The 23,706-nt window shown below is 50.0% G+C and carries 22 protein-coding genes and 1 pseudogene; 9 read left to right on the top strand and 14 right to left on the bottom strand.

The features are described from left to right. Window positions 1–825 carry an electron transfer flavoprotein subunit beta/FixA family protein gene (locus M0P74_06155; protein MCK9363166.1) on the top strand — a complete coding sequence of 275 codons (825 nt, stop codon included), beginning with the start codon at window positions 1–3 and terminating at the stop codon, window positions 823–825. Window positions 826–827: 2 nt separating this feature from the next. Then, window positions 828–1,829 carry an electron transfer flavoprotein subunit alpha/FixB family protein gene (locus M0P74_06150; protein MCK9363165.1) on the top strand — a complete coding sequence of 334 codons (1,002 nt, stop codon included), beginning with the start codon at window positions 828–830 and terminating at the stop codon, window positions 1,827–1,829. A gap of 51 nt (window positions 1,830–1,880) precedes the next feature. On the opposite strand, the gene M0P74_06145 is transcribed toward M0P74_06150, so the two are convergent. From M0P74_06145 to M0P74_06110, 8 genes are all read right to left on the bottom strand, one after another. Then, on the bottom strand, window positions 1,881–2,435 hold the full coding sequence (locus tag M0P74_06145; protein MCK9363164.1) for an HDIG domain-containing protein: 555 nt from the start codon (window positions 2,433–2,435) through the stop codon (window positions 1,881–1,883). A gap of 262 nt (window positions 2,436–2,697) precedes the next feature. Continuing rightward, window positions 2,698–3,462, bottom strand: a complete 765-nt coding sequence (locus M0P74_06140) for a ubiquinone/menaquinone biosynthesis methyltransferase (GenBank protein MCK9363163.1) — start codon at window positions 3,460–3,462, stop codon at window positions 2,698–2,700. 54 nt (window positions 3,463–3,516) lie between these two features. Beyond that, the gene (locus M0P74_06135) at window positions 3,517–4,284 is read right to left on the bottom strand and encodes a glucose 1-dehydrogenase (protein ID MCK9363162.1); all 768 of its coding nucleotides are present in this window, start codon (window positions 4,282–4,284) and stop codon (window positions 3,517–3,519) included. A gap of 72 nt (window positions 4,285–4,356) precedes the next feature. Beyond that, complete coding sequence (locus M0P74_06130; GenBank protein MCK9363161.1) at window positions 4,357–6,495, bottom strand: sigma 54-interacting transcriptional regulator; 2,139 nt, start codon at window positions 6,493–6,495, stop codon at window positions 4,357–4,359. A gap of 162 nt (window positions 6,496–6,657) precedes the next feature. After that, window positions 6,658–7,959 (bottom strand): TRAP transporter large permease, encoded by a 1,302-nt coding sequence (locus M0P74_06125; protein ID MCK9363160.1) that lies wholly within the window; start codon window positions 7,957–7,959, stop codon window positions 6,658–6,660. Continuing rightward, on the bottom strand, window positions 7,956–8,438 hold the full coding sequence (locus M0P74_06120) for a TRAP transporter small permease (GenBank protein ID MCK9363159.1): 483 nt from the start codon (window positions 8,436–8,438) through the stop codon (window positions 7,956–7,958). Before M0P74_06120 ends, M0P74_06125 begins: the two co-directional genes overlap by 4 nt. Beyond that, on the bottom strand, window positions 8,438–9,517 hold the full coding sequence (locus M0P74_06115; GenBank protein MCK9363158.1) for a TRAP transporter substrate-binding protein: 1,080 nt from the start codon (window positions 9,515–9,517) through the stop codon (window positions 8,438–8,440). Before M0P74_06115 ends, M0P74_06120 begins: the two co-directional genes overlap by 1 nt. A 128-nt stretch (window positions 9,518–9,645) precedes the next feature. After that, window positions 9,646–11,250 carry an acyl--CoA ligase gene (locus tag M0P74_06110; GenBank protein MCK9363157.1) on the bottom strand — a complete coding sequence of 535 codons (1,605 nt, stop codon included), beginning with the start codon at window positions 11,248–11,250 and terminating at the stop codon, window positions 9,646–9,648. A 309-nt stretch (window positions 11,251–11,559) separates the two neighbouring features. Here M0P74_06110 and M0P74_06105 point away from each other — a divergent pair, with 309 nt between their 5' ends. From M0P74_06105 to M0P74_06075, 7 genes are all read left to right on the top strand, one after another. Then, window positions 11,560–12,231, top strand: a complete 672-nt coding sequence (locus M0P74_06105; GenBank protein MCK9363156.1) for a molybdenum cofactor guanylyltransferase — start codon at window positions 11,560–11,562, stop codon at window positions 12,229–12,231. After that, window positions 12,228–12,731, top strand: coding sequence for a molybdopterin-guanine dinucleotide biosynthesis protein B (gene mobB, locus M0P74_06100; GenBank protein ID MCK9363155.1), 504 nt, complete (start codon window positions 12,228–12,230; stop codon window positions 12,729–12,731). The genes M0P74_06105 and mobB overlap by 4 nt, the downstream gene beginning before the upstream one ends. Continuing rightward, window positions 12,728–13,078: a LysR family transcriptional regulator gene (locus M0P74_06095; GenBank protein ID MCK9363154.1), complete on the top strand. Its 351-nt coding sequence runs from the start codon at window positions 12,728–12,730 to the stop codon at window positions 13,076–13,078. Before mobB ends, M0P74_06095 begins: the two co-directional genes overlap by 4 nt. Window positions 13,079–13,200: 122 nt before the next feature. After that, window positions 13,201–14,058, top strand: a complete 858-nt coding sequence (locus tag M0P74_06090) for an extracellular solute-binding protein (GenBank protein MCK9363153.1) — start codon at window positions 13,201–13,203, stop codon at window positions 14,056–14,058. Beyond that, on the top strand, window positions 14,055–14,831 hold the full coding sequence (locus M0P74_06085; GenBank protein MCK9363152.1) for an ABC transporter permease: 777 nt from the start codon (window positions 14,055–14,057) through the stop codon (window positions 14,829–14,831). The genes M0P74_06090 and M0P74_06085 overlap by 4 nt, the downstream gene beginning before the upstream one ends. Then, a complete protein-coding gene (locus M0P74_06080) occupies window positions 14,824–15,912 on the top strand; it encodes an ABC transporter ATP-binding protein (protein ID MCK9363151.1) in 1,089 nt (362 codons plus the stop codon). The genes M0P74_06085 and M0P74_06080 overlap by 8 nt, the downstream gene beginning before the upstream one ends. A gap of 195 nt (window positions 15,913–16,107) precedes the next feature. Then, the gene (locus tag M0P74_06075; protein ID MCK9363150.1) at window positions 16,108–17,082 is read left to right on the top strand and encodes a hydroxyacid dehydrogenase; all 975 of its coding nucleotides are present in this window, start codon (window positions 16,108–16,110) and stop codon (window positions 17,080–17,082) included. Window positions 17,083–17,142: 60 nt separating this feature from the next. Here the strand turns inward: M0P74_06075 and M0P74_06070 are convergent. The 6 genes and pseudogenes from M0P74_06070 to M0P74_06045 all read right to left on the bottom strand — a co-directional run bounded on the left by M0P74_06070 (window position 17,143) and on the right by M0P74_06045 (window position 23,518). Then, window positions 17,143–17,217 (bottom strand): annotated as a pseudogene (locus M0P74_06070) (hypothetical protein). Window positions 17,218–17,414: 197 nt separating this feature from the next. Then, window positions 17,415–18,287: a Fic family protein gene (locus tag M0P74_06065; GenBank protein MCK9363149.1), complete on the bottom strand. Its 873-nt coding sequence runs from the start codon at window positions 18,285–18,287 to the stop codon at window positions 17,415–17,417. A gap of 104 nt (window positions 18,288–18,391) precedes the next feature. Continuing rightward, window positions 18,392–19,249 (bottom strand): DNA damage-inducible protein D, encoded by an 858-nt coding sequence (dinD, locus tag M0P74_06060; GenBank protein ID MCK9363148.1) that lies wholly within the window; start codon window positions 19,247–19,249, stop codon window positions 18,392–18,394. Window positions 19,250–19,757: 508 nt separating this feature from the next. After that, window positions 19,758–20,597 (bottom strand): Bro-N domain-containing protein, encoded by an 840-nt coding sequence (locus M0P74_06055; GenBank protein MCK9363147.1) that lies wholly within the window; start codon window positions 20,595–20,597, stop codon window positions 19,758–19,760. A gap of 304 nt (window positions 20,598–20,901) precedes the next feature. Beyond that, window positions 20,902–21,417, bottom strand: a complete 516-nt coding sequence (locus M0P74_06050; protein MCK9363146.1) for a hypothetical protein — start codon at window positions 21,415–21,417, stop codon at window positions 20,902–20,904. 616 nt (window positions 21,418–22,033) lie between these two features. Further along, entirely contained in the window at window positions 22,034–23,518 is a 1,485-nt protein-coding gene (locus tag M0P74_06045; protein ID MCK9363145.1) for a DUF262 domain-containing protein, read from the bottom strand. Between the last annotated feature and the right edge of the window lie 188 nt (window positions 23,519–23,706).

Raw genomic sequence — 23,706 nt, 5'->3', positions numbered from 1 at the left:
ATGCTGAAGCTGGTAGTTTGCATCAAACAGGTTCCGCAAGTATCGGAACTTCCTTGGGATCCCGATACCGGGCGTCTTAAGCGCGAATTGGCGGAAGGGATGATGAACCCGGCCTGCCGGTTTGCGCTGGAGGCGGCGCTCAAAATCAGGGATAAAATCGGCGCCAGAATCACCGCTGTTACTATGGGGCCGCCTTCTGCCGAGGAGGTTCTCCGCGAGGCAATCGCCTTGGGCGCGGACAAGGGGTTCCTGATTTCCGACCGAAAAATGGCAGGTTCTGATACCTATACGACCTCATTGACCCTTGCAAAGGCAATCCAAAAAAACATCCCCGAATTTGATCTGATTTTGTGCGGCGCTTCGACCAATGACAGCGCAACGGCCCAGGTTGGCCCTCAGCTTGCCGAGGAGCTCGATATTCCCGGCGTTGCCTATGTGAATGATCTGGAAATTACCGGCAACAAGGCGCGGGTGCGCCGCACCGAGGACGATTTTATTGAGACAATGGAGATGGAACTTCCCGGACTTGCTACGATCAACACAGGTGGAACCGTTCCCCGCTATGTATCGATGCGAGGATTTCAGGCGGCCTTTGCTGAATCCGACATAGTCATGCTGGATGCGGCTTCCCTGGGGCTGAATCAGGATTGGATCGGCGCGAAGGGTTCTGCCACCAAAATGCGCAACGTCTATTCGCCGATGGCAGGCAAGGAAAATGTTGTCCTTACCGGAACGACTAAAAAGATTCTGGATCAGCTTTTCATGCTGTTCGACGACCGCATCGGCGGCGTGATCGGCAAGGACTTGAAAACGGATAAGAGTTGAAAATGACCGAAAAAAAACGAGGCATCTGGATTTTTGGAGACTACCGGAACTACTTTCAAAATCGCGTAACTATCCAGTTAATCTCCCGGGCGCGGGAACTGGCGGTACAGATCGATGCCGAGGTGAGTGTTATTGTCTTCGGCAGCGGGATTGATGAATACGTCAACGAATATATCTCCCACGGTGCCGACAGAATATACCTGACCGACAATCCCCGGCTTGCCGAATACAGCATGGAAACCTATTCCTTTTTGATGGAGAGACTGGCCAGACGGGAAAAGCCGGAGATAATACTGATCGGTGCCACCGCTTTCGGCCGGGAATTTGCGCCGCATGTGGCAAAGCGACTCGGAACAGGGCTGACGGCAGACTGTATCGGCCTCGACATCGATGAGGCGGGTCTGCTGGTTCAGCGCGCCCCTTCCTTTGGCGGCAAGCTGATCGCGGAGATCATTATTCCGGAGCGGCGGCCACAAATGGCAACCGTCCATCCGGGAATCTTCCAGGAACTTCCCCATGATGCCGCCCGCGCTGCCGAGATTGTCAATGTGCCGATGCCGGAAAATATGCCATCCGACCGCATCCGCATTATCAGCGTGGAACGGCGTCCGGTAAAGGAGGATAATTTAGAGCACGCGAAGATTGTTGTTTGCGGGGGACGCGGCATGGGCAATAAGAAGAAGTTTGCCAGGCTCTACGAGCTCGCCGAACTGCTGGGCGGCGAAGTAGGCGCGACGCGTCCTGTGGTATATTTAAACTGGGTCGGGCGGGAGGCCATGGTCGGGCAGGCGGGCAAGCAGATTCGTCCTAACATACTGTTTTCGTTTGGCATTAGTGGGGCTATGCAGCATACAGCTTCCATAAACAACGCCAAATTTATCATCGCGGTAAATAAAAATCCCAACGCGCCGATTATGAGAATGGCCGATGTGGCGATCGTCGCCGATGCCAGTCAGATATGCAACTCACTCATTGCGGAGCTTAAACGCCGGATCAGGGGCTGAGGAATTTCCCAAGCGCCGGGGAGATCCGGTTAGCCGGCGGGGCTGAGGCATTCAGAGGCCGATGCGGTCGGCGATTTCCTGCATCGCGGCAACGGCCAGGCCGGCGAATTCGTCAAGGCTCAGACCAATTTTTTCGCATTCCCTGATTATCTCCCGGTTTACCGAGGCGGCAAAGGCCTTCTCCTTCATCCGCTTCGTCACCGATTTCACCTTGACCCCGGCGATCTTTTTGTCCGGATAGACCAGGGTAACTGCCGTGATGAGCCCGGTAATCGTCTCTCCGGCGGCAAGGGCATGCTGCAGCTCCGTATGCCGCAACTCCCCGGCGGCGGTTTCGTTGTGCATCTTTATCGCCTCGACAATCTCGTCCGCCACGCCGGCTTTGCTCAGGATTGGCGCAGCCTCGAGACCATGACGGTTGAGATCCCCCCCGACATCTTCGATATCGATATCATGGAGGAGGCCCGCCCGTCCCCACGCCTCTTCGTCCCTCCCCAGACGCCTTGCCAGGGCCCGTAAAACCGCCTCCGAGGCGAGGCTGTGGGCCAGCATCCGTTCGCTTTTCACATGGGTCTTCAACAGTTCTTCCGCTTCATCTCGCGTCATATCGCCTCCTGCATCTTTTTGGTGCCGGTTACCGGTTTACGGTTCACGGTTACCGGTTCACGGTTCACGGTTACCGGTTCACGGTTCACGGTTACCGGTTCACGGTTCACGGTTTACGGTTACCGGCAACCGGCAACTGGCAATTGGCAACTGGCAACCGGCAACTGGCAACCGGTAACTGGCAACCGACAACCGGCAACCGACAACCGACAACCGGCAACCGGTAACTGGCAACCGGCAACCGACAACTGGCAACCGGATTTTACAGCTTTCTGCCGACATAAAGGGAAGTGATGCCCAGCGTCAGCGGAAAGTGCTCCAGCTCGACAAAGCCGGCCTCTTTCATCATCGCAAGAAACTCCCCCGGCGGTGGAAAATGGATTATCGAATCAGCGAGGTAGAGATATGCAGCCGGATTGCGCGTGAAGAGGCGGGCGACGCGCGGCAGCACGCGCAGCAGGTACGGGGCGAATGCTTTTCGCCAGAGCCGGTTCTGGGGGGCGTTCAATTCCAGGATGTAGGCCCTGCCGCCGGGGACAAGAACGCGCCGCATCTCCCTCAGAGCGACTATCCTTTCCGGGATGTTGCGGATGCCGAAGGCGACAGATGTCGCGTCAAAATTTTCATCGTCAAACGGCAAGACCGTCGCGTCTGCCTGAAGCAGCTCAACCCGCTCCGCAAGCCCCCGCGCGGCTATTTTCCTTTTACCGGGAAACAGCATTTCGGCTACAAAATCTATCCCCTTCACCGTTATTTCCGGATGAATCCGGGCGGCCTCAATTGCCATATCGGCTGTTCCGGTAGCCACGTCAAGTAGCTTATATGTATGGAAAAAACGCATCTTTTTGATTGTGAAACGGCGCCAGGCAACATCCCGGCGGAGGCTCAGCAGGTGGTTTAAAAAATCGTATCTTCCGGGGATGGTCGCAAAGATTTCCCTGACCATGCCGATATGCTCGTCCCGGTTAATCCCCGTTACCTCCGGGTAGCTGCCGCGATTGGCGGCATCATGCTTTTTTTCCTCCATTTTCTGCTTCCCTTATGTTCTTGTCGCCCTTACCATGGAAAATAAAGTAAATAACTATTGAGCCAGATATCCGCCATCGACAGCGACAACGCTGCCCGTCATATAACTCGAGGCCTCCGAAGCCAGTAACAGAGCTACTCCCACGATCTCGGAAGTCTTGCCAAAACGTCTGAGAGGGATCTGTTTTATCAGGCCTTTATAAACCTTTTCTGACGCTCTCAACCCCTCGGATAATGCGGTTTCTATATAGTGCAGGGCAATAGCGTTGACACGGATATTGTAGCGAGCCCACTCAAGCGCGAGACTCTTCGTCAGGAGAAGCACCCCTGCTTTGGAGGCGCAATAGGCAGGCGCCCGCGCTACGCCCGTTATGCCGGCGGTGGTTGATATGTTCACTATGTTGCCGCCGCCGCTCTTGATCATTTCTTTCCCGATGTGCTTGCAGCACAAATACGTCCCGCGCAGATTGACGGCAATGACTTTATCCCATTCATCAAGTGCGGCATTCTCTGTCGGTACGTAGTTAAGCTGGGAAATCCCCGCATTGTTTACAAGCACATCGACCTTTCCGTATTCGCCTATTGCCTGCCGCGTCATCTTCTCAACATCGCTCTCCTTGGAAATATCCGCTTTTATCGCAATACAGCGAGCCCCGATCGCCTCGGCCTGTTTTACCGTTTCCTCCGCCATTGTCAGGTCAGCAACAATCAAGGATGCGCCGCTCTGCGCGAGAGTCAGCGCTATGTCCTTCCCGAGCCCTTGGGCGCCGCCTGTAACCAGAGCCACTCGACCGTCAAGTCTGAACAATTCTAAAGTATTCATATTCTCCTTCCTTAACCGCTCTTATTGCCTGTGCAGGCAGCCCCTGATAGGCGCCAGACAATTCACTTTTGATTAAAGATTCAAAGACTTAAGCAGCCTGGAAAAATTAGATCTCGGCAAGCCTAAAATATCTGCCGCTCTCGATTTTTTCCCGCCCGCCGCAGTCAGGGTCTGAATAACAATATTTTTTTTGAACGCCTGGATTGCCTCGTTTAAGTGTTTCGCCTGTGTATGGGCAATGTTTGAGGTGGCCCATAGTTCCCTGGGCAGGTCATCCACTGTTATTGTATCATTCCTGGAAACGACGACCAACCTTTCTACTACATTTTCCAGTTCGCGAACATTGCCGGGCCAGGAATACCCCAACAGGACTTCTATCACTTGGGGAGAAAGCTTCATTTTTCGTTTTCTAATATAGGCATATTTATTGAGGAAAAAATCCAGGAGGGTTCCGATATCTTCCTTTCTTTCCCGCAAGGGCGCCAGGGTAATGGGAAAAACCGCCAGGCGATAATAAAGATCCGAACGAAAGTTCAGCTCTTCAATCGCTTTTTGCAGATCCTTATTCGTCGCTGCAATAACCCTCACATCAACATGGATGGGGACTTTTGAACCTATCCGCTGGACTTCCTGCTCCTGGAGCACCCTGAGGAGTTTCGTCTGCGTTTTCATGGAAAGATCGCCGATCTCATCCAGGAATATAGTGCCCCCATTGGCCAACTCGAACATCCCGATCCGCTTTTCATAGGCGCCGGTAAAGGCTCCCCTCTCATGCCCGAAAAGTTCGCTCTCAATTAAGTCTTCGGGAATAGCCGCGCAATTTACCTTAACCAAAGAGCGGCCGCTGCGGGGGCTCATTTCATGGACGGCATTGGCGATATGCTCTTTTCCCGTCCCCGTTTCGCCATAGATGATTACAGTGGTCTGGTTTGGCGCTACTTTTCTCACCAGCTCCATTACTTCGATCATCTTCGGACTTTTACCGATCACGAACTCCGATTTGATCCTTTTTTTCAAATATAGATTTTCCTGTTCAATCCTTTCGGAAATGGTTTTTATTTGGTTTTTTTCATCCACAACCTTCTGGTACATAATGGCATTTTCCAGCGCAACGCCCGCCTGCTGACCAAAGGTGTAGAAAAAATCCTTTTGTTCATCAGGAAACGCATCCCGGGTTTGAGAAAAAATTTTCAATACCCCGATTCTTTTTCCTTTAGAAATGATTGGAGTCACAAGGAAAGAGCGGATTTGTCGTGTCCGGCAGTAATTAAGAAAGGCTGAAGGCAATGTGGCCGGGGGCTTATTATGGATAAGAAAAACATGCGGGGATTTCCAGAATTCTTCATTAACTTCTTCCGGTAAGGGGAGATCCAAACATTCGGGATCATTATCTTCTATGTTTTTGACAAAGACGGTTCTCGGGTTATTCCCCTGCAATAAACCTACAGAAAAAGTGTCGAATCCCAAACTCCCCAGCAGCGCCGAAATCTGATATAAAACAGCCTTTTGCTCAAGGCCGTCATCAAGGAGTTTCGCCATCTGATAAAGGCTTGATAGTTTAGTCATTTTCATGGAAATGTCCTGATTGGCACGAACAAGCTCAGCGGTTCGCTCCTGGACAGTCTTTTCCAGTACCATGCTAAATCGTTCCTTTTCCTCATAAAGCATCGCGTTTTCGATCGCCAGGCTGATATGCCCCGCGAATAATTGCAGGCTCTCCATATCCTCGGGCAGAATGGGACTTTTGCTGTAGAACTTGTCTCCGGTCAAGACTCCCAGAACGCTTTTGCGACCAATGAGCGGTAAAGCTCCATACTCCTTTGTGCCTGAAACATTTAAGATTTTTTGGCTTACCCGTTTGTCGAGGAAGGCATTTTCCACATAGATTGGTTTTCCCGTTTTAAAGACCTGCACCTCGACGGCGTTTTCATCCATTCGGAATCCGACCCGTTTCTCTATGATCGAGGCCTTCTCCCGTTTGACCAGATCAATCCAGACGACGCAACGCAAATAATCTTCCTGAAGCAGGTAAAGCAGGCACCGCTCGAAGTTTACGCCCACGCCAACTTTTTGGATAAGGATTTGGAAGAGTTGGTTAATGTTCATGGTGGAGTGAATCTCTTTGTTCATCTCCGTCAAGACGATTAATTCATGCAGTTTCCTCTTGACAAAATCAGCGGAACCTCTGTCAGATGAAATGAACCGCTCCATATCTTCATCCCCTTCTTGAAACAGATATCATCATGCTTGTATGATTGCAGGTTTTTTCCATTAAAATCACCAGCGCGTCCAGGAACATCCCCGACTCGACTCCGGTCCGGCGGTTTTCATTAACCTTCCCTTTCATCGCAAGATTGGAGATGCTGTCCGCTGCTACTGTACCAGATTAGGCAAGATAAGGGCTAATGATGGGAACGCGATCAGGACAACGGCGGTAAGAATCATGGCCAGGAGGAAAGGCCATATGCCTTGGAATATTGTTTCTAAAGGCACATCCTTGGCTATGCCCTTAACCACATAGACGTTTACCCCCACCGGCGGCGTTACGACGCCTATGCAGGTCACCAGGACAATAATGACGCCAAACCAGATGGGATCATAGCCGAGAGCGATGACAATCGGATAAAGAATCGGAATGGTAAGGATAATTAGCGGGATGGCATCGATAAAACAGCCGCCGACAATGTAAATAAACAGGATAACGAAGATGGTAAAAATGGGCGGGATAGCCAGGGAAGAAACCCAACTGGCAAGGGCAAAGGGAATCCGTGCCACGGTCATGAATTTACCAAAGACTGTCGCGCAGGCGATGATGGTAATGATCATGCAGGATGTCCTTAACGACTCCAACGTGTTGTCAATGAAGCTTTTCCATGTCAGCTCTCTTCGTAAAAGACCGATAATGAGGGCGCCTGCAGCCCCTACTCCCCCTGCCTGAGTTGGCGTGAAAAAACCATAAAGCAGGCCGCCTATAACTACAAAAAAGAGCACCAGGACATCAAATACCTTAATAATGGACGTTACCTTGTCTTTAAAATCAGCCTTCGGCCCCCTTGGCCCATAGGCTGGATTTTTAAGACACACGAGATACGCGGCAACGCTCATAAAAATGGCCAGGATAATTCCAGGAAGAATTCCGGCGATAAAGAGTTTCCCGATTGACTGCTCTGTCATAAAGCCATAGATAAGAAAGATGACGCTGGGAGGGATAAGCACCCCCAGCGTCCCTCCACAGGCGACGCAGCCGGTGGACAAGGCATCGTTATAGCCATATTTTTTCATGGTGGGGATGGCAAGTTTACCCATTGTGGCCGCGGTCGCCGTTGAGGAGCCGCAGATGGCGCCGAAGGCGGCGCAGGCGAAGATTGTCGCTATGGCAAGTCCGCCTCTGATGTGTCCCATAACCTTATAAGCGGCCTCATACAACCTTGCGCCCAGCCCTGCAGAAAAGGCGTAATATCCCATAAGAATAAACATGGGAATAGCGCTTATTGAATAAGACGTTAACTGCTCGAAAATATCGCGGGGGAGAATGGCCAGCCCTGTTTTGAGGGATGTAATATAGGAAATTCCCCAAAAGCCCACAAAAGCCAGCGAAAAAGCAATGGGCATCCTGATAACAAAAAGGGCAAGGATCAAAACTATGCCGATTATTCCTATTGAAGTTGCGCTCATGGTCTCCCCTTTACAGATTTTATTGTTTCAAGAACAAAGTAGAGAACAGCGGGGACGCAGCTTATGGCCAGGATATAGGCAAAAGGAAAGAAGGGAATTTTTGATGAAGATCCAATCTCGCCTGCTTTTTGCAGGGAATATCCATACTCCAACGCCTTCCAGAAGATTAAAATGAACAGAATCATGCAAAAGATGGACACCAAAGTATCCAATACGCCCCTCAGGGTTTTCGGAAACTTTTGAATAATAAAATCTATCCTCAAATGCACTCCCAAAAAAAGACCATGAGCAATGGCAGGGGCTATGGCAACAAGCAGTGAAAAACTTATTACCTCAAGGGCCCCGGGGAGGGGCCATTTGAACAGCTTTGCCCCGACAACATCAATCAGATTCACCAAGAACATAGCAAGCAAACCTACAACCCCTGCCAATTCAAAGTACCTGCTCACATCCCTTACGAATTCTTCAAATCTGTTCACTATTTGATCCTTATATCATCAGGTCCTGTCGAGGATTTGATCTTGAGCTCCCGCTGTTTTGCTGTCCAGTAAGTTATCCGCTCCTTTGTAAACTTTATCCATCCCCGCACTTCCGTTTCCTTAAAACCCCTGGATACCAAAGATTTTACATATTTCTCTACAACTGTTTCCGAGGCTTTTATCCATCTGTTGGCCTCATCCGGCGAAAGCTGGATAAAATTGAGCTTTTTCCCCATCCCCAGGCTTTTTCCGTCTATGTCAATTGCATTCCAAGTGTTCGCAAATTTTTCCTCAAAAGGATATTCATTGAAGACCTTTTTCACATCTTCCGGCAGTCCATTCCAGGTATCCTTGTTCATAATAAGATAAAATGTATAGACCTGACCAACGGGCCAGCACTCCGTTACATGTTTTGTCACCTCTGCCAGCCGGAAGGCCCTCATTGTCTCCATGGGCAGATAAACGCCGCCGATAACGTTTTTGAGCAGCGCATCATAGGTCTCAGGCGTGGCGATTGCCCTGGGCGTAGCACCCAAGGCTGCTGCCACCTCGCCAATGTAGCCCTGCCCCCTTATTGTCATGCCTTTCAGATCTTCCATCTTGTTTACAGGCTTTGACACCGTCATCATAACATTGACCGGGGATGAATGCAGCGCCAGGACATGAACCTTGTCCCATTCCTTGGGCCTGAATTTTCCGATAAAATCGTTCGCCACATGGTTGGCAATCCACGCATTGGGGAACCCGAGCGGCAGGTCCAGCAGCTCTGTCACATTGAAGCGCCCATAGGTATAGGAAAGATTGGACAAGCCGATATCGGAGATTCCCTGGACAACGCCATCGTAAATCTTGGGCGCGGTCAGCAGCGTTCCGGCCGGGAAATAGGAGAATTTCACCTTGCCTTGAGTTTTCGCCTCAATCTCCTTTATAAATTCCTCGCAGATCTTTGATTGCATTGCGGGGACAGGAAAGTAATTGCTCCATTTCAATTCGATTACCGGCGCCGAAACTGCTTCGTGCGCAGAGAAAAGAACTACAGAGAAAAGCGCCAGGATCATAAAAATGGTTACTTTTTTCATTTTGCATACTCCTTTCTTAGCTAATGGTGCGATTAAAAATTGATTGGTAAGAGACTCCTTTTTTGCGCCGTACTATACAAGTGCTGTTATTTGTTGTCAAGGGGGTGTTCGGCCTCGCAATCCAGACCCTAAGCCCTGGCTTTTTCGCGGTTCTCATTCTGCTGAGCCAGTTCTACGAGACCGCCCTTGCCAAACTTGTTGATCTTGACGCCCCCGGAGAGACGGGGAAAGTCATTCAACAGGCAAAGTTCGTCAGGAAGCTTGAAGGGGGCGACCTTGCCTTTGAGAAATTCTCGCAGCTCCTTCAGGCTCAACGTTGCCCCCGGCTTGATAATGACGCACGCGCAAATGTTTTCACCGAGAACAGGATTCGGGGTGGCGACAACGCACGCCTGCTCCACAGCGGGATGCTCCATCATAATGGATTCCAGTTCATAGGGGGAAATTTTGAAACCGCCGCGGTTGATCAAATCCTTGATGCGTCCATGGATTTTGAGGTAGCCATCCGCCGCCTTGGAAACAAGATCGCCCATGAAAAGCCAGCCGTCCACGATCTGCTTCCTCGTTTCCTCCGGGTTTTTCCAGTACCCCTTCATTACGTGCCAGCCGGACAAGGCAAGCTCTCCGATTTCCCCATCCGGCATTTCCTTTTTGGTCAGTGGATCTACCACGTGCACGGCTGTACCGGCGACGGGCAGGCCAATATATTTTTCTCTTGTCTCCAGAGGAGAAGGATAAGGACAGATGATGCCCAAACCCGGGCCCACTTCGGAAGCGCCCCAAAAAGTGGTCAGATAAACGCCCATATCGTTGTGCACTTTGGTGATCAGTCCCTCCGGCGCAATCTGTCCGGCAATCAAGCCGGCCCTGAGGGAGGAAAGGTCATAGTTGTGCAGATCCGGATTATTCAGCTCCATCAGGTAGTGGGCCGGCGAGCCAAGCTGTAGAGTGACGCGCTCCCTTTGAATGATTTCAAAGGCATCCTTGCAACTGAACTTTTCCAGCAAAACAACGCTGGCCATAAGCAGGAAGGGCTGAATGAGGATGGAGCCGCAACCGTAGGAGTGACACATGGGCAGAAAGCCGATAAAGACATCCTCCGAAGAAGCGTCGACGCCGAGGGCATACTGTATCCCTGCTTTCGCCGCCTGGGCCTGGGTAATCATGGTCCCTTTGGGCATTCCGGTTGTTCCGGAGGTGTAAATAAACATGGAGAGATCTGCTTGAGGGTTGATCTCAGGTTTTGAATATGTCCTTCCCTGACCATTTTTGATCATGGCGTCGAAAGTATATACCCCTGCAACCTCTGCTTCTCCCACCACAAAAATGGATTGGAGCAGTGGCAATTCGTTTTTTAGTTCCAGTAAAGCTTCGAGATAGTTATAGCCTTCCCATTCCTTGAAAACAAAAACCGCCTTCGCCTCCGAGTTGGAGAGGATAAAATGAGCCTCGGTTTTTCGGTAACTGGGATTAGCCCAGGCCACAATTACCCCAAGCTTCTGGAGGGCGTAAAAAATGACGATGAATTCCAGGGAATTCTTCATATACATGACAACCCGGTCGCCCTTTTTGAATCCCTGGTCAGCCAGGCTCGCGGCAAATGCGTCCGCAAGGTTGTTCAGCTCTTGATAGGTAACGCGACGTTTCCCATCTATTACCGCTACCTTCGAAGGTACCTGCCGGGCGCCAGCTTCAAGAATCTGCCCCGTTGACATATTATCGTAATTACTCATTAATCCTCCTTCATATTCGCAAATTGGTTGCTAAAACGACCCCTTGGGGTGCAATCGGTTTGAGAGGCGGAGTCTATCCTATTTGAAAACGCAAAAGTCAAGAAAAAATTAACCGTTCAGCGCTCTGTGTTTAGGTGGGTTGGGGTCATTGATTCGTTCTTTGCGCAGTCCTAACATAAGACAGTCTAAACAACCTGAGTATTTACGAATCTATCAAGTAATTTTTTTGTTGCCGTCCGTTGTGCGTTTTTGTTATAAGGCTTCGGCTTTTGTAAATCCACTAAGAAGAAAACATCCAAGGTGCGGATTATGTGTGCTGTTCGGACGGCCCTTTCCGATAAGGGTGCTGGCAGGCAAAACTATTATAAAGAGGCGTTCACGGATCAGGGCCTCCGCCGTGACATAACCGGCGTCATCCTGGTCGGAGGAAAGAGCCGCCGCATGGGATGCGATAAGGCCTTCCTGCCCATTGCCGGCAAACCCCTGTTCGAGCAAGCGCTGGATTTATTCAGAGAAAGTTTCGCAAGGGTTGTGCTGGCAGGCGACAGAGCGGAGCGCTTCACCGGGTACAAGCTTCCGGTCTTGCCGGACATCTATCCCGGCAGCGCTCTGGGAGGGCTCTATACGGCGCTCTATTACGCGGAAACGGAGCATATCTTTGTCTCCGCCTGCGATCTCCCCTTTCCCAACCGGGAAATACTCCTCATCCTCTGTTCGCTCCGGGAGGGATTCGACGCAGTCGTTCCAAGTACCGCGCGCGGATTGGAACCGCTCTTCGCCGTTTACGCCAAAAGCTGCCTTGAGCCGATCCGGGCGCTTCTGGAAAGCGGCAACTTCTGCGCGTACGCTTATTATCCCCGGATTAGGGTGAGATATGTAACAGATGAAGAAATAGCTGATTTCAACAGCAATGGAAAATCTTTTGCGAACGTAAATACACCCGAAGAGTTCGAAAAAATCAGAAAGGAAGATTGCACATGACCGTAAAGGCGCTTTCGTTTGTAGCAAAGTCCGGCACCGGCAAGACGACCCTGATGGAAAAGGTCATCGCCCAGTTGAAGCAGAGAGGCTACCGGGTGGGCGTTATCAAGCATGACGCCCACCGTTTCGACATTGATCACCCGGGGAAGGACAGCTATCGCCTGGCCGCTGCCGGCGCCGACATCATGCTGATCTCTTCTCCCGAAAAACTGGCGCTCGTGAAAAAACACTCCTCATCCCCGCCGCTTGCGGAACTTCTCGAGTCCTACTGCACCGACGTGGATATCGTTTTGACCGAGGGATTCAAACATGGTTCGCTGCCGAAAATCGAGCTGCACCGTCAAGAGCGGAGCGCCACGCTGATCTGCCGGGGGGAGGAGAACGATCCGACGCTTTTGGCGGTGGCAAGCGATGAGCCGCTCGCCCTCGACGTACCGGTGCTCGATCTTAACGATGCGGCAGCGGTCGTTGACTTTATCGAGGAGAAATTTCTGAAATGAGAGACCCCGCGTCCCCACTACAGGTGCGCTCCAAAATCTGGCTGGAGATCGACGGCGAGCCGGTTTTCGGCCGGGGGCGAGAAGAGTTGCTGCGCCTGATTCAGAAAGGAAGTTCGATCAATGCTGCGGCGAAGGAGATGGGGATTCCCTACCGCAAGGTATGGACGTACATTGATGCCATGGAAAAGCGACTCGGTTTACCCCTGGTAATCCGGCAAAAAGGGGGGGTTGGCGGAGGGGCCTCTTCCCTAACCCCCGAGGCGGTGCTGATGCTGGATAAATTCACCGCGCTGCAACGGGGAATGAAGGAGCTGATCGACGACAAGTTCCGGGAGCTTTTTTTATGACCGCCGTTATGCGGTTTTGTTATAACGGGTAAAGAGGTGACTTGCAGGTCGTACCCTGCCCGCGGGTTCGCGGAGGGAGCTTCCCTAATCCAGGGAATGACCAGCGAAAGGAGAAATGATCCATGCGTTATGGATTGGTTTTGTTGACGGCTTTGTTTTTATCGGCTCTGCCCGGTTTTTGTGCAAATGCCCATGCCGGAGAAGACCTGCTGGTTTTTGCCGGCGCCGCCAGTCAGCCCCCGACCGAGGAGGCGGCCGCTGCCTTTGAAAAAAAGACCGGGCTCGGGGTTGATCTTATTTTCGGCGGCTCGGGGTTCGTTCTTTCCCAGATGATGCTCGCCCAAAGGGGGGACATCTACTTTCCCGGTTCATCGGATTTCATGGAGATTGCCAGGAAAAAAGGGGCGATTGTTGCCGAAACCGAGCAAAAGGTGGCTTACCTTGTCCAGGCTATCAACGTGCAGAAGGGAAATCCCAAGGGAATTCATAACCTCCGCGACCTGACCAAACCGGGGATCAGGGTGGCCATCGCCAATCCCGAAGGGGTTTGCGTCGGACTCTACGCGGTGGAAACCATTGAGAAGGAGTTTTCCCCGGCCGAGAAGGCCGCCTTCAAAAAGAATCTGGTAAACTACACGGAAAGCTGCGAGAAAACCGCCACGGCCATCTCGCTGAAAGCGGTGGATGCGGTCCTCGGCTGGAGCGTCTTTCAACACTGGGATCCGGCGCGGATTGAAACCATCCCGCTGAAGAAAAGCGAAATATTACGCATCGGCTATATCCCGGTTGCCTTGGCATCCTACAGCAAAAACCAGGCGCGCGCCCGACAGTTTATCGCTTTTCTCCTTTCCGAAGAAGGAAAGGCGATCTATCGCAAGTACCATTACTTCATGTCTCCCGAAGAGGCGAGCGCCTGGATCGGCGCCAAAAAGCCGGTCGGCGGCGAATATGCGCTGCCGGCGGAATGGCGACCCAAATGAGCCTGCGCCGGGTTTCGATTCTTTTCGCGTTCAGCACGTTCGCGCTCTTTGCCGTGCTGGTGCTGTCGCTGTTTTATTTTTACCGGGGCGGGCTGTTTATGGAGACCCTGCTTGCGGAAAGAACGCTCTTTTCCATCCGCCTCAGCGTCTTTTCGGCGACCGTGGCGGCGCTTCTTGCCACCGCCCTTGCCGTCCCGTCAGCCTATGCACTGTCGCGCTGCGACTTCCCGGGAAAGGATGCCATCGACACCATCCTGGAACTGCCGCTGATCGTCTCTCCCGCCGCCCTCGGCGCGATGCTCCTGATTTTCTTCAGCAACCCGCTCGGAAACTGGATACAGACCCGCGGGATGCAGTTCGTTTTCGATAGCAACGGGATTATCCTTGCCCAGTTCGTAACAACGCTCGGCGTCGCTACCCGCCTGACCAAGGCGGCGATGGACGAGATCCCCAGGCGCTACGAAGATGTGGCGCGCACCCTTGGCGCTTCTCCCGCCGCCGCCTTTTTCAATATTACCCTGCCCTTGTGCAGACGGGGGCTGATTGCGGCGTTTATCCTCTCCTGGGCGAAGGCCATGGGGGAATTCGGCGCCACCATTACGCTGGCCGGGACGATGGCGATGAAAACCGAAACTCTGCCTGTGGCGATCTTCATGAAGCTTTCCACCGCCGATATCGACGGAACCGTCGTGCTGATCCTCATCATGACGGCAATCGGCGTCGGCACCCTGTATGCGGTCAGGCTGATCGGCCAAAAGGGGATGCATGCTTGAGTTAAGGGACGTTGCGGTGCAAGCGGGGAATTTCTCCCTCAGCGGCATCTCACTTAAGGTAGATCAGGGGAGCTGTCATGTCATTGTCGGCGCCACCGGCAGCGGCAAAACGCTGCTGCTGGAGTCAATCCTCGGCTTGAGAAGACCCTCGCGGGGAAGCATCCTGCTTTCCGGCAGAGAGATCACATACCAGCCTTTGGAAAAGCGAGGGATCTCCTATGTCCCCCAGGATCTGGCGCTTTTCCCCCATCTAACGGTGGAGGACAACATCCTCTACGGCCTGCGGATGAAGGGCGTCAAAGACCCGGAACATGGCCGGATGGTGGAGATGCTGATCGAGACCGTCGGCATCAAGGAGCTGATGCAGCGGTCGATCAAGAATCTGAGCGGAGGCGAGCGGCAGCGGGTTGCCTTAGTCAGGGCGATCGCCGCCGGCAACAATCATCTGCTCTTGGACGAACCGTTCTCGGCGTTGCACCAGGGGCTGCGGCGGGAGCTCTGGTATCTGCTCAAGGAGCTGCAGAAACGCTTTTCGCTTACCGTACTGATGGTGACCCACGATATGGAGGAGGCTTTTTTCCTCGGCGAGCGGGTCACGGTCATGATCGACGGCGCCATCCGCCAGACCGGGACGGCGAGGGATGTTTACGAGAAACCGGCGGATATAGAGGTGGCCCGGTTCTTCGGCATTGGCAACATCTTTGTCTGTCGGGTGAAAGCGCTGACCGCATCGGCGCTGCATGTCGCCTGTGATTCGCTGGGAGTGGAACTGACCATCCCAATGAGCGCCGCTCGCTTACGACCTCCCGCAATAGGCGCCCCTTGCACATTGGGGATCAGACCGGAAAATGTCATGGTGCTGAGAGCCGATCGCCCGAGTCATTCTCAGGAGAACCTGCTTGCCGGAATCCTGACCGGCATCCTGCTCAAGGGCGCCTCCCATACCCTGCTGTTCATGCCTGCGGGAAGCGTAACCGTTGTGGAGATTGAAGTCCCCGATTATGTATTGAAAAAATTGCAGTTGAACGTCGGGGACGGCATTTCGATTTTTTTCAAGGGCGAAACCCTGTTTTTACTGTGAAATATCCACCACCGGCAATCAGAGTTCCGGCCGACTTTCCTCGCTGATTCAGGGAAACGGGCTGATATTCATGGCGCCTGAAGCTTCGTTTCCGTGGGGGATGAGGTGGCCGTCCTGCTTTTGGACCGTGAATTCGAAATGCGGGAAGCCAAACCATGATTGATGGGATTCAAAAATGCAAACAGAGGAATTTTTATGAACAAAATTATATTGGTAGAGAGGATTCACCCGGCAGGGGAGGCGATGCTGGCAAAAAAGGCGGAGCTGGTCTATCCGCAGCCGCAAAATCTTGAAGGCATCCTGAGCGCAATCGGCGATTGCAACGCCCTCGTGGTTAGGAATACGAAGATTACCCGGCAGATCATGGAAGCAGCGCCGCAGCTTGCTGTGATCGGGCGGCATGGCGTGGGCTATGACACCGTCGATATCGCCGCGGCTGCCGCTTTGGGGATAGCGGTCGTTTACACCCCGGCTGCCAATACGGAAAGCGTGGTGGAGATTGCCATCGGCTTTATCATCTGTCTCGGGCGAAAAATCGTTGAAGCACATGCCGCGATGCAATCCGAACAACTGCTCAGCGACACAGTGACCATGTCGATCCTGACTCGTCAAAAAGGGCTGATCAATGCCGATCTATGGGGAAAAACGCTGGGCGTGGTCGGGGTCGGCCGAATCGGTTCCTCCGTAGCGAAGAGAATGAAAGCGGCCTTCAACATGCGCGTTTTGGGCTATGATCCCTACGTGGATGAGGATACGCTCTCCGGTTACGGAGTGCAGAAAATGTCTTGTCTAAAGGAGATGCTTCCCCAATGCGATTTTATCAACATTCATTGTTCCGGAGGCGCGGAAACGCGCCATCTGCTCGATGCGGGCATGCTGGCCCTGATGAAGCCGGAGGCCTACCTGATCAACACGGCGCGCGGCACCGTAGTAGATGAGGCTGCGCTGATTGACGCGCTCCAAAGAAAGCAGATCGCTGGCGCGGCCCTCGATGTCTATGACCCGGAGCCGCCGCGGCCAGGAAATCCTCTGCTGCACATGGAAAACGTAATCGTTACGCCGCATTTCTGTGCGATGACCGAAGAGAGCCTGTACAATATGGCGACGATGGTGGCCCAAGGGGTCATAGATGTGCTGGAGGGCCGGCAGCCGCAGTATCCGGTAATATAGGGACCACTTCCCATATCTTTTCGTAAGGCGCTCCGACAAATTTTCAATCACCTGCTTGCCATACTCCGCCCGTTCATCGCCCGCTTGCAACTCAAGTACTATTTCTCGTCCAATCAGCCAATAGGCCTTCACCATACTGCTGTTGACCGCCCTGACCACATTGGCGCAAGCCTGCTCTAAAATCAGGACGACACGATCAAGCAGAGAACGTTCATCCGCCTGTTTTGTGTGTTTCGTGGTTAAATCGACCTGGTTCATACCGGTCCCCTTTATGATACGAGGGACAGCCACTGATTACTTCACCGTAAATAAATGGCTGTCCCCAATTCACCCTAAACGCCAATTTTCCAAACACCTTTTTCACGGAAAGCCGGAATCGTCTGTCGTCGGGCGGCGTTAAGCAGGGTGTTGATCGATTTCCGGCCCGTTTTCGCGCAATCGGCAAGCGTGGTTATCTTCTCGCTGCGCAGATAGGTAATTCTTTTGTGCAGCGACTCCGTCAGAGCGAGGGTGACAATCTTCTCCATTGTTTTGGCATTTTTTGCTTTGCTGTATTCATTAAACGAGGCGTAATAAACCCGCTTCTCTTTATCCCGAATGATGATGCCGGGGAAACCCAGGCGCCTGAGCTGGAAATTGATGATTACGCGACCCATTCTGCCATTGCCATCGCAAAAAGGATGGATTGTTTCAAAATCAAGATGGAATTTTGCGATCTTGTCGGTAAAGTAATTAATGTGGTCGGCGGCAAATTCCCGCAGAATTGTCTCCATCATTTGTACAACCTGTTCAGGCGCCGGCGCGATATGGGTTCCCACACGGACGTATTCGCCCGTGGTGCGGAAACGCCCCGCAATCTCATCGTTGATATTGCCGATCAGCATTTTGTGCAGAAGCAGAATCATCTCCAGAGAAAGTTCCGCTGCCTGCGCTTTGCTTTTGGTATATTCCATCACCCGGGCGAGATTTTTTGCTTCAAAAACTTCCCGCACTGAGACATGACGGGAAACTTCCATCTCCAGCAGAATGCGCTCCGTCTCCTTAAGCGTCAGTGTCGAATTCTCGATTGCGTTGGAATTGAAAACGCTTTCCGAAAGCTCGGCTTCATCAATAATTGCCAGTAAAGATTCTTTGCCCTGGGCAAGCCGGTCGTATTCGGCCTTAAGGTCTTTGAGAATGTTTTTTACGGGATTCGTTGTTGCCATAAAAAAACCATACATGGTTAACTGATATTTGTCAAAACATCGTTAATTTAACACGAAACAGGCAGCAATTAACGTTTTTTATACAACCGTTCCCTTTATTTGTCCTAGCTTTTCTTCTTTGCGGGCGTCTCAGTCGTGCCGAGTTGCTTGCGCTGTTTGGTCTCGATCTTCTTGATGCTTTCAACCACCGGCAATTCTTCGGGCATCGTGCCGCCCAATTCCCGGATGGTTTGCCGCACCTTTGCGCCGACTTCGCGATGCGTCCGGTTCGCGGCGTCTCTCCCCTTCACCTCGTCCCTGCGCAGTTTTTCCTCCGCCTGGGTCGCGCGAAACAGGTTCGCCGCCAGTTCCGTGCTGCCCATGTGATCCAGAATCTTCTGGCTCTTTTTCAAACCTTTCCGACGGTGAATGTCCTCCTGTTTCAGTCCGCCATAAAGCCCCATGTATCCGTGATTTTGAAAAATGGCGTAGTCAATGGGTTCGATGACGCCCGCGCCCTTGGCCGCGTCGGCCAACTGAACGTTATGACGCCGAATCTCTTCACGCAACAGAACCCGTCGCTCATCCTCGACGCGCCCGTCCGCTAATTCCTGCCGACGTGTCTGGATCGCGAAATAGGTTTGACCATGCGCCACAATCTCTTTCTTAGGATCGGCGTTTTGAATAGCCAGGTAGCAGGCATAGCGGGACAGGAGGATGGTTTTAACAGGTCGTTCCGCACCGCTACCGATGGCGACCATTTCGGTGACGTCAACGAAATGGTCTTCGATACGGTAACCACTATTGAAACAAGACAACTTGGCCTTCTCAATTACCCCCTCAAAATTGCGATAATCGCCGTAATCCAATATTCCGGCAAAGTCGCGGCTTGACCAAAATTCCATACCTGCATCGTTCGTACGCTTGATCCGCTCGAAAGGCGAAATATGACCTCCGGCGGTTTTCCCTATTTCCTTGCTCATGGTTGAGAAACTCCTTTCGACCTTCTGCCTGGCTTTAATTCCATCGAATTCGATGGAATTAAAATTCGGGTTGTTTAATTGCGCCCATTCCAATTCGCTACCCGTCGGGTAGCTTTTTCCGGTGGTTGTCAATTCTCTCCCCATCGGGGATAGAATTGTTGGCTCACGAGATGAATACGTCTGATAAAATTGCCGAAACTTTAATCATACTCCCGGGGGCCAAGCCCGGAAAACGTGTCCACAAAATAAACAAAAATCGACACGCTATTGTTTCATGTCGATGTCATCGACATGTTATTTTGACAGTAGTCCATATAGATTCACGTTCAGAAAAAGCGTTTCCTTGCCTATTTTTTGAGGTTTCAGAATCCCGATTCTCTCCAGTTCCTTGAGACATTCTGCTGCTGCCTGTCCTTATTGGCAAGCCGGACTCCTGACGTTTGGGATCGAGCTCCTGACGTTTGGCGGTGAGCTCCTTACCTTGGCAATGTGCCCCTACCCGACATCCCTACGTTATTCTCTTTCTCCCTTTACCGGTCAGCCCCTTGAAATTATCACCCGTCACCACTGGTTTGCCGGATCGTTTTTCAATGTCCCGGCGGGTGCTGCCCGCAACCGCGCCGCCTTCCTGGGCATCCTGCTGCAGCGGGTCGATTCCCCGGGAATCCCGATCACGATGCAGTTTGGTGGTGGTTGCCTCGCCAAGCATGGTCAGAATCAGCTCAATATCGGTCATATGGTCGCGCAGGTTCTCCCGCGCCAATCCTTTCACCTGTTTGTATTCATCCACCTTCAGATCAAAAGCCCCCTGCATGATCTCGTTAGTCAGTATCGCATATTCCAGACTGGTCTTGGCTCCACGATTTTTCCACTCGTCGGTCAGATCCTGGCGAACGGCAATCCCTCGCATCCGTTTGTCAATCCACTCTTTCGGATACCCTTTTTTCTCATACAGCGCCTGCATCCGCTCCATGGAAAGCTCAGGATTTTCGATCTCCTCAAGCCGTTCCCTGCCGACTTTTGCCAGCCATTGCTTGAACGGTTCAACCTTTGGCGAGGGAATTGACTGGATTATACGAAACATGGTCTCAATGTTGGCGCAATCGGTGAGGCGCAGCTTGCCGTCGGGGGCTATCATTTTCAACTGTCCGATTTTTTCGGACACTTCAACATAACCTTCTGAAGTCAACTTTTTTTTAAGATCATTCCAATACTTACGAGGCCTGTCATTCCCCGTCAACACCTCAATAATATCAATTATAGAAAACCACCATTCGTCCAAATGCATGATTTTACGAATATGTTTCCCTTCAAAAACCGCCACACGGATTAAATCGGATTTTGTCATGTGACATGCTCCTTTTCTGTATTGTTGCTTGCCTTTTCAATAGGGAACGACCGGCAGATTTCAGCGGAATAAACTTGATAAATTATGAACCAGCCTCGATTGTTATACCACCGGGGGACAATACAGATTAATCAGCAGGTCAATGACTTTAATGGGTATTATGTCCCCTGAATATCGCGGAATCAGTGGCCGATTTGGAGCGGAACAGGTGGCCGGTTTGGTCCGGAATCTCCACTTAACAACCGTTACCGGATCAGATAATAGGATCACGCGGTGACGGGGATCGCATTTTATGTAATCAACACTATAATTTATCTGAACTTTCTTTCACGGTACTTTGATCGGTGTAAATAATATTCATTATGTAACCCCCAATACTCAGGTGACTATAATCCAGATCTATCTTTGTAGAGGGAAGCATCCATGAAGCGGATTTATCGGTGCGAGTCTCATCTTTACTCTTAGGTTGACCATACTTACTAGTTAATAACTGTTCAAATTTACTAAAATGTAGAGATATGGCAGGATCACATATAAGACGAACGCGTCTTAGTCTATTATCCACTGATCCCATTTCAAAAACCGCATTAAAATTAACACCATCTATATTAAAGTTATCAAGACTAATTTTACGATAGAATTTCCCATCATCAACCTCTTGTTTTGCAAATTTGGTTATTTTCCCTCCAAATAATTGTATTATGTTCTCCTCAGTCATTCCCCAAGACGTATTATTCCACCCCTTGATATCAATGGGGTCTTGAGCCCATGAGGATACAGTTACAAATAACATCATAATGCATAACAGAAATTTTTTCATATTACCCTCCATGACTTTGCAATGATCATCTCACCAGACACATTATATGTTAGCAGTATACACTATTTTTTAGAACCACTAAAGGCTATTTTTCTATCAATTTTCCATCATAGGATTTGAACCGGAACTACTGGCCGATTTCACCGGAATCACCAGCTATATACAGATTTGCTCTTGCTTGAAGCTTCAGTCGCCCGCCTGATCCCGGAATAGAGTAGATGCCAAGAAATCTGCATTGTCGAATGAATAAGAACAGTTGCGTTTGATAGTATTATTTGTCTATTCATAGATTTTACCGAAGGACACAGCAGAAAAAGGGACGATTTTTTACATAGCGTCCACTATCTTCAGCTCCACGATTTCCGGCTGTTCGGCCGTGCCACCCCTTAGATCAGCTCCTATCTGCAAACCACTTTAGTGCAGTGAAGTGACTTATCACAATTATATGATTAACGATATAGCGACACCATCATTCATTTTCACATCAGAATTTCACCCCATTGAGCGGCTCGGTCGAGGGCCGCCGTGACCATTTATCTTTCTCCCCCAACGCCAAAAATCAGCCGCCGCGCTTTTTGCGGTCGGCTGGATTGATTAGATTTTTTCCCTAACCTTGTCAAGTTGATGCCGTCCCTATCACCCATATTCTTTTTGAAAGGTCGTATAGTAATTGATGTCTTTCTTCAATTTCGGTTTTTGTATAATTGTCTGGATACGGCTTAAATTTTAAATTATTTTCTTCAATAAACTTTTTGAACCCCACTTTTTTGTTATACATGTCAGGTAAAAGCGTCCTTGCGAAATAAGTCCCAATCACATTATATGTTCTAAGTTTGTCGCTTTCCGCTTTGGGGTCATAATAAAGTTCATCATTAGACGATTGATTGTCCTTGCCTTTGAGTAGTAATAAGTCACCCAACCTATTTCTTTGCAGATTAAATTCTTCTTCATCTCCAAAAAGTTTTTCATTTTCTTCTCTATTTGTCAAAATATGTTCAATATGATAAACATCGCCACCTTTCGTCTGAACAACCAACTGTTTATATGTTCCGTATTGTGGGATGCCTGAAAAATCACTTATGTAATGGTCTATTCGGGCAAAGAAATATCTCAAAAAGTTTCTGCCTAAATTATTGTAACCAACATTTTTGAAAAATTCGTATTTGAATGCTTCATCTAAATTTTCTCTCTCGTGTTTTTTCTTCACCAATGATAATAATTGCTCGTCAAAATTATTTTTTGCAATTTCAATATTTTGGTTTCTTATGGATGAGTTGAGTGCAATAATATTTGGATAAAATTCATTTGGCTTGTGATTATCAGTCAAATTAGAAAGAACAAACAGTTTGTCAAAATATTTAGGTATGAGTTTTGTTTTCCCATCTCTTTCGGGATCGTCAATGCCAACTGAGGACAATGTCAAAACAAATTGTCCGTCCATATCATTCAAGCCATTGAAATAAATGAATTCATATTCCTTGTCGTAATCATGGTAATATTTAAGTAGAGTAATATACAGGTCTGCGAAATATGGGAGTGTTTTTTCTACAAATAATCTCGCATTGCCTTCATTATTTTTCAAACCAATCTTTGCCTCATACTCGTCAGTAAAAACTGATTTATGATAGCGTGTTTTGTCAAGCGTATTATACTGTTCAGCATTTTCAGCATATTTACTTCTAAAATAGAAACCGAAAAAATTGTCTATCTCATGCTCTCCGTATTCTTCAATTTTCCGAATTTGTTTTTCCCAAATATCAATGTATTTCTCTCGGTCGTTAATATCAATCTGACTTAAAATTTTGCCTTTTAATATTTCATAAGGTTTTAGTGGAACACCACGGTCATTTATTACTTCAAAAACCATAGCAACATCTTTGTCTTTGTCAATTTCTATTTCTATCAAAAATATCCTGTGCCTTAAATAAGAAATAAATCTTTGTAGTTTATGCGGTGTCGGGAATTTCTCTTCAAGTGTCTGAAAGATTATTTTATAATTCGCATAAATATTTCTCTCGGAAATGTTTGTTGCCGTATGTGTGAATTCTAAGTTGTTCAAAAGCAAGTCATCAAGTGCTGTTTTTCGGTCTTTAAATCCCATCCAATATGTCTTGCCGAATTCTGTATTACCTTGTGTTCTCATGGGGCCAAGAATGTTGTATACTACCCTGGGACGCCGGGGTAAAATGGGAGGAGAGAATCTGTGTTTCACCTGATGCCAGAGAGCATGATTTGTAGAGTAGATCCTCCTCCCACTGCTTTGTTCATAACTCGTACGGTATCATAAAC

The sequence above is a fragment of the Syntrophales bacterium genome (assembly GCA_023229765.1).
Lineage (GTDB): Bacteria > Desulfobacterota > Syntrophia > Syntrophales > UBA5619 > DYTH01.
Note: the sequence above shows the minus strand (reverse complement) of the source record. Positions and strands in the feature narration are given on the sequence as shown.

What these genes read in the sequence shown, in the direction of transcription:
- M0P74_06140 (MCK9363163.1), bottom strand. Translation starts at nt 3,462, where the DNA reads ATGGAGGAAAAAAAGCATGATGCCGCCAATCGCGGCAGCTACCCGGAG.
- M0P74_06155 (MCK9363166.1), top strand. Translation starts at nt 1, where the DNA reads ATGCTGAAGCTGGTAGTTTGCATCAAACAGGTTCCGCAAGTATCGGAA.
- mobB (MCK9363155.1), top strand. Translation starts at nt 12,228, where the DNA reads ATGACCGTAAAGGCGCTTTCGTTTGTAGCAAAGTCCGGCACCGGCAAG.
- M0P74_06135 (MCK9363162.1), bottom strand. Translation starts at nt 4,284, where the DNA reads ATGAATACTTTAGAATTGTTCAGACTTGACGGTCGAGTGGCTCTGGTT.
- M0P74_06055 (MCK9363147.1), bottom strand. Translation starts at nt 20,597, where the DNA reads ATGACAAAATCCGATTTAATCCGTGTGGCGGTTTTTGAAGGGAAACAT.
- M0P74_06075 (MCK9363150.1), top strand. Translation starts at nt 16,108, where the DNA reads ATGAACAAAATTATATTGGTAGAGAGGATTCACCCGGCAGGGGAGGCG.
- M0P74_06095 (MCK9363154.1), top strand. Translation starts at nt 12,728, where the DNA reads ATGAGAGACCCCGCGTCCCCACTACAGGTGCGCTCCAAAATCTGGCTG.
- M0P74_06125 (MCK9363160.1), bottom strand. Translation starts at nt 7,959, where the DNA reads ATGAGCGCAACTTCAATAGGAATAATCGGCATAGTTTTGATCCTTGCC.
- M0P74_06085 (MCK9363152.1), top strand. Translation starts at nt 14,055, where the DNA reads ATGAGCCTGCGCCGGGTTTCGATTCTTTTCGCGTTCAGCACGTTCGCG.
- M0P74_06150 (MCK9363165.1), top strand. Translation starts at nt 828, where the DNA reads ATGACCGAAAAAAAACGAGGCATCTGGATTTTTGGAGACTACCGGAAC.
- M0P74_06050 (MCK9363146.1), bottom strand. Translation starts at nt 21,417, where the DNA reads ATGAAAAAATTTCTGTTATGCATTATGATGTTATTTGTAACTGTATCC.
- M0P74_06105 (MCK9363156.1), top strand. Translation starts at nt 11,560, where the DNA reads ATGTGTGCTGTTCGGACGGCCCTTTCCGATAAGGGTGCTGGCAGGCAA.
- M0P74_06110 (MCK9363157.1), bottom strand. Translation starts at nt 11,250, where the DNA reads ATGAGTAATTACGATAATATGTCAACGGGGCAGATTCTTGAAGCTGGC.
- M0P74_06090 (MCK9363153.1), top strand. Translation starts at nt 13,201, where the DNA reads ATGCGTTATGGATTGGTTTTGTTGACGGCTTTGTTTTTATCGGCTCTG.
- M0P74_06045 (MCK9363145.1), bottom strand. Translation starts at nt 23,518, where the DNA reads ATGGGATTTAAAGACCGAAAAACAGCACTTGATGACTTGCTTTTGAAC.
- M0P74_06130 (MCK9363161.1), bottom strand. Translation starts at nt 6,495, where the DNA reads ATGGAGCGGTTCATTTCATCTGACAGAGGTTCCGCTGATTTTGTCAAG.
- M0P74_06145 (MCK9363164.1), bottom strand. Translation starts at nt 2,435, where the DNA reads ATGACGCGAGATGAAGCGGAAGAACTGTTGAAGACCCATGTGAAAAGC.
- M0P74_06065 (MCK9363149.1), bottom strand. Translation starts at nt 18,287, where the DNA reads ATGGCAACAACGAATCCCGTAAAAAACATTCTCAAAGACCTTAAGGCC.
- M0P74_06115 (MCK9363158.1), bottom strand. Translation starts at nt 9,517, where the DNA reads ATGAAAAAAGTAACCATTTTTATGATCCTGGCGCTTTTCTCTGTAGTT.
- M0P74_06080 (MCK9363151.1), top strand. Translation starts at nt 14,824, where the DNA reads ATGCTTGAGTTAAGGGACGTTGCGGTGCAAGCGGGGAATTTCTCCCTC.
- dinD (MCK9363148.1), bottom strand. Translation starts at nt 19,249, where the DNA reads ATGAGCAAGGAAATAGGGAAAACCGCCGGAGGTCATATTTCGCCTTTC.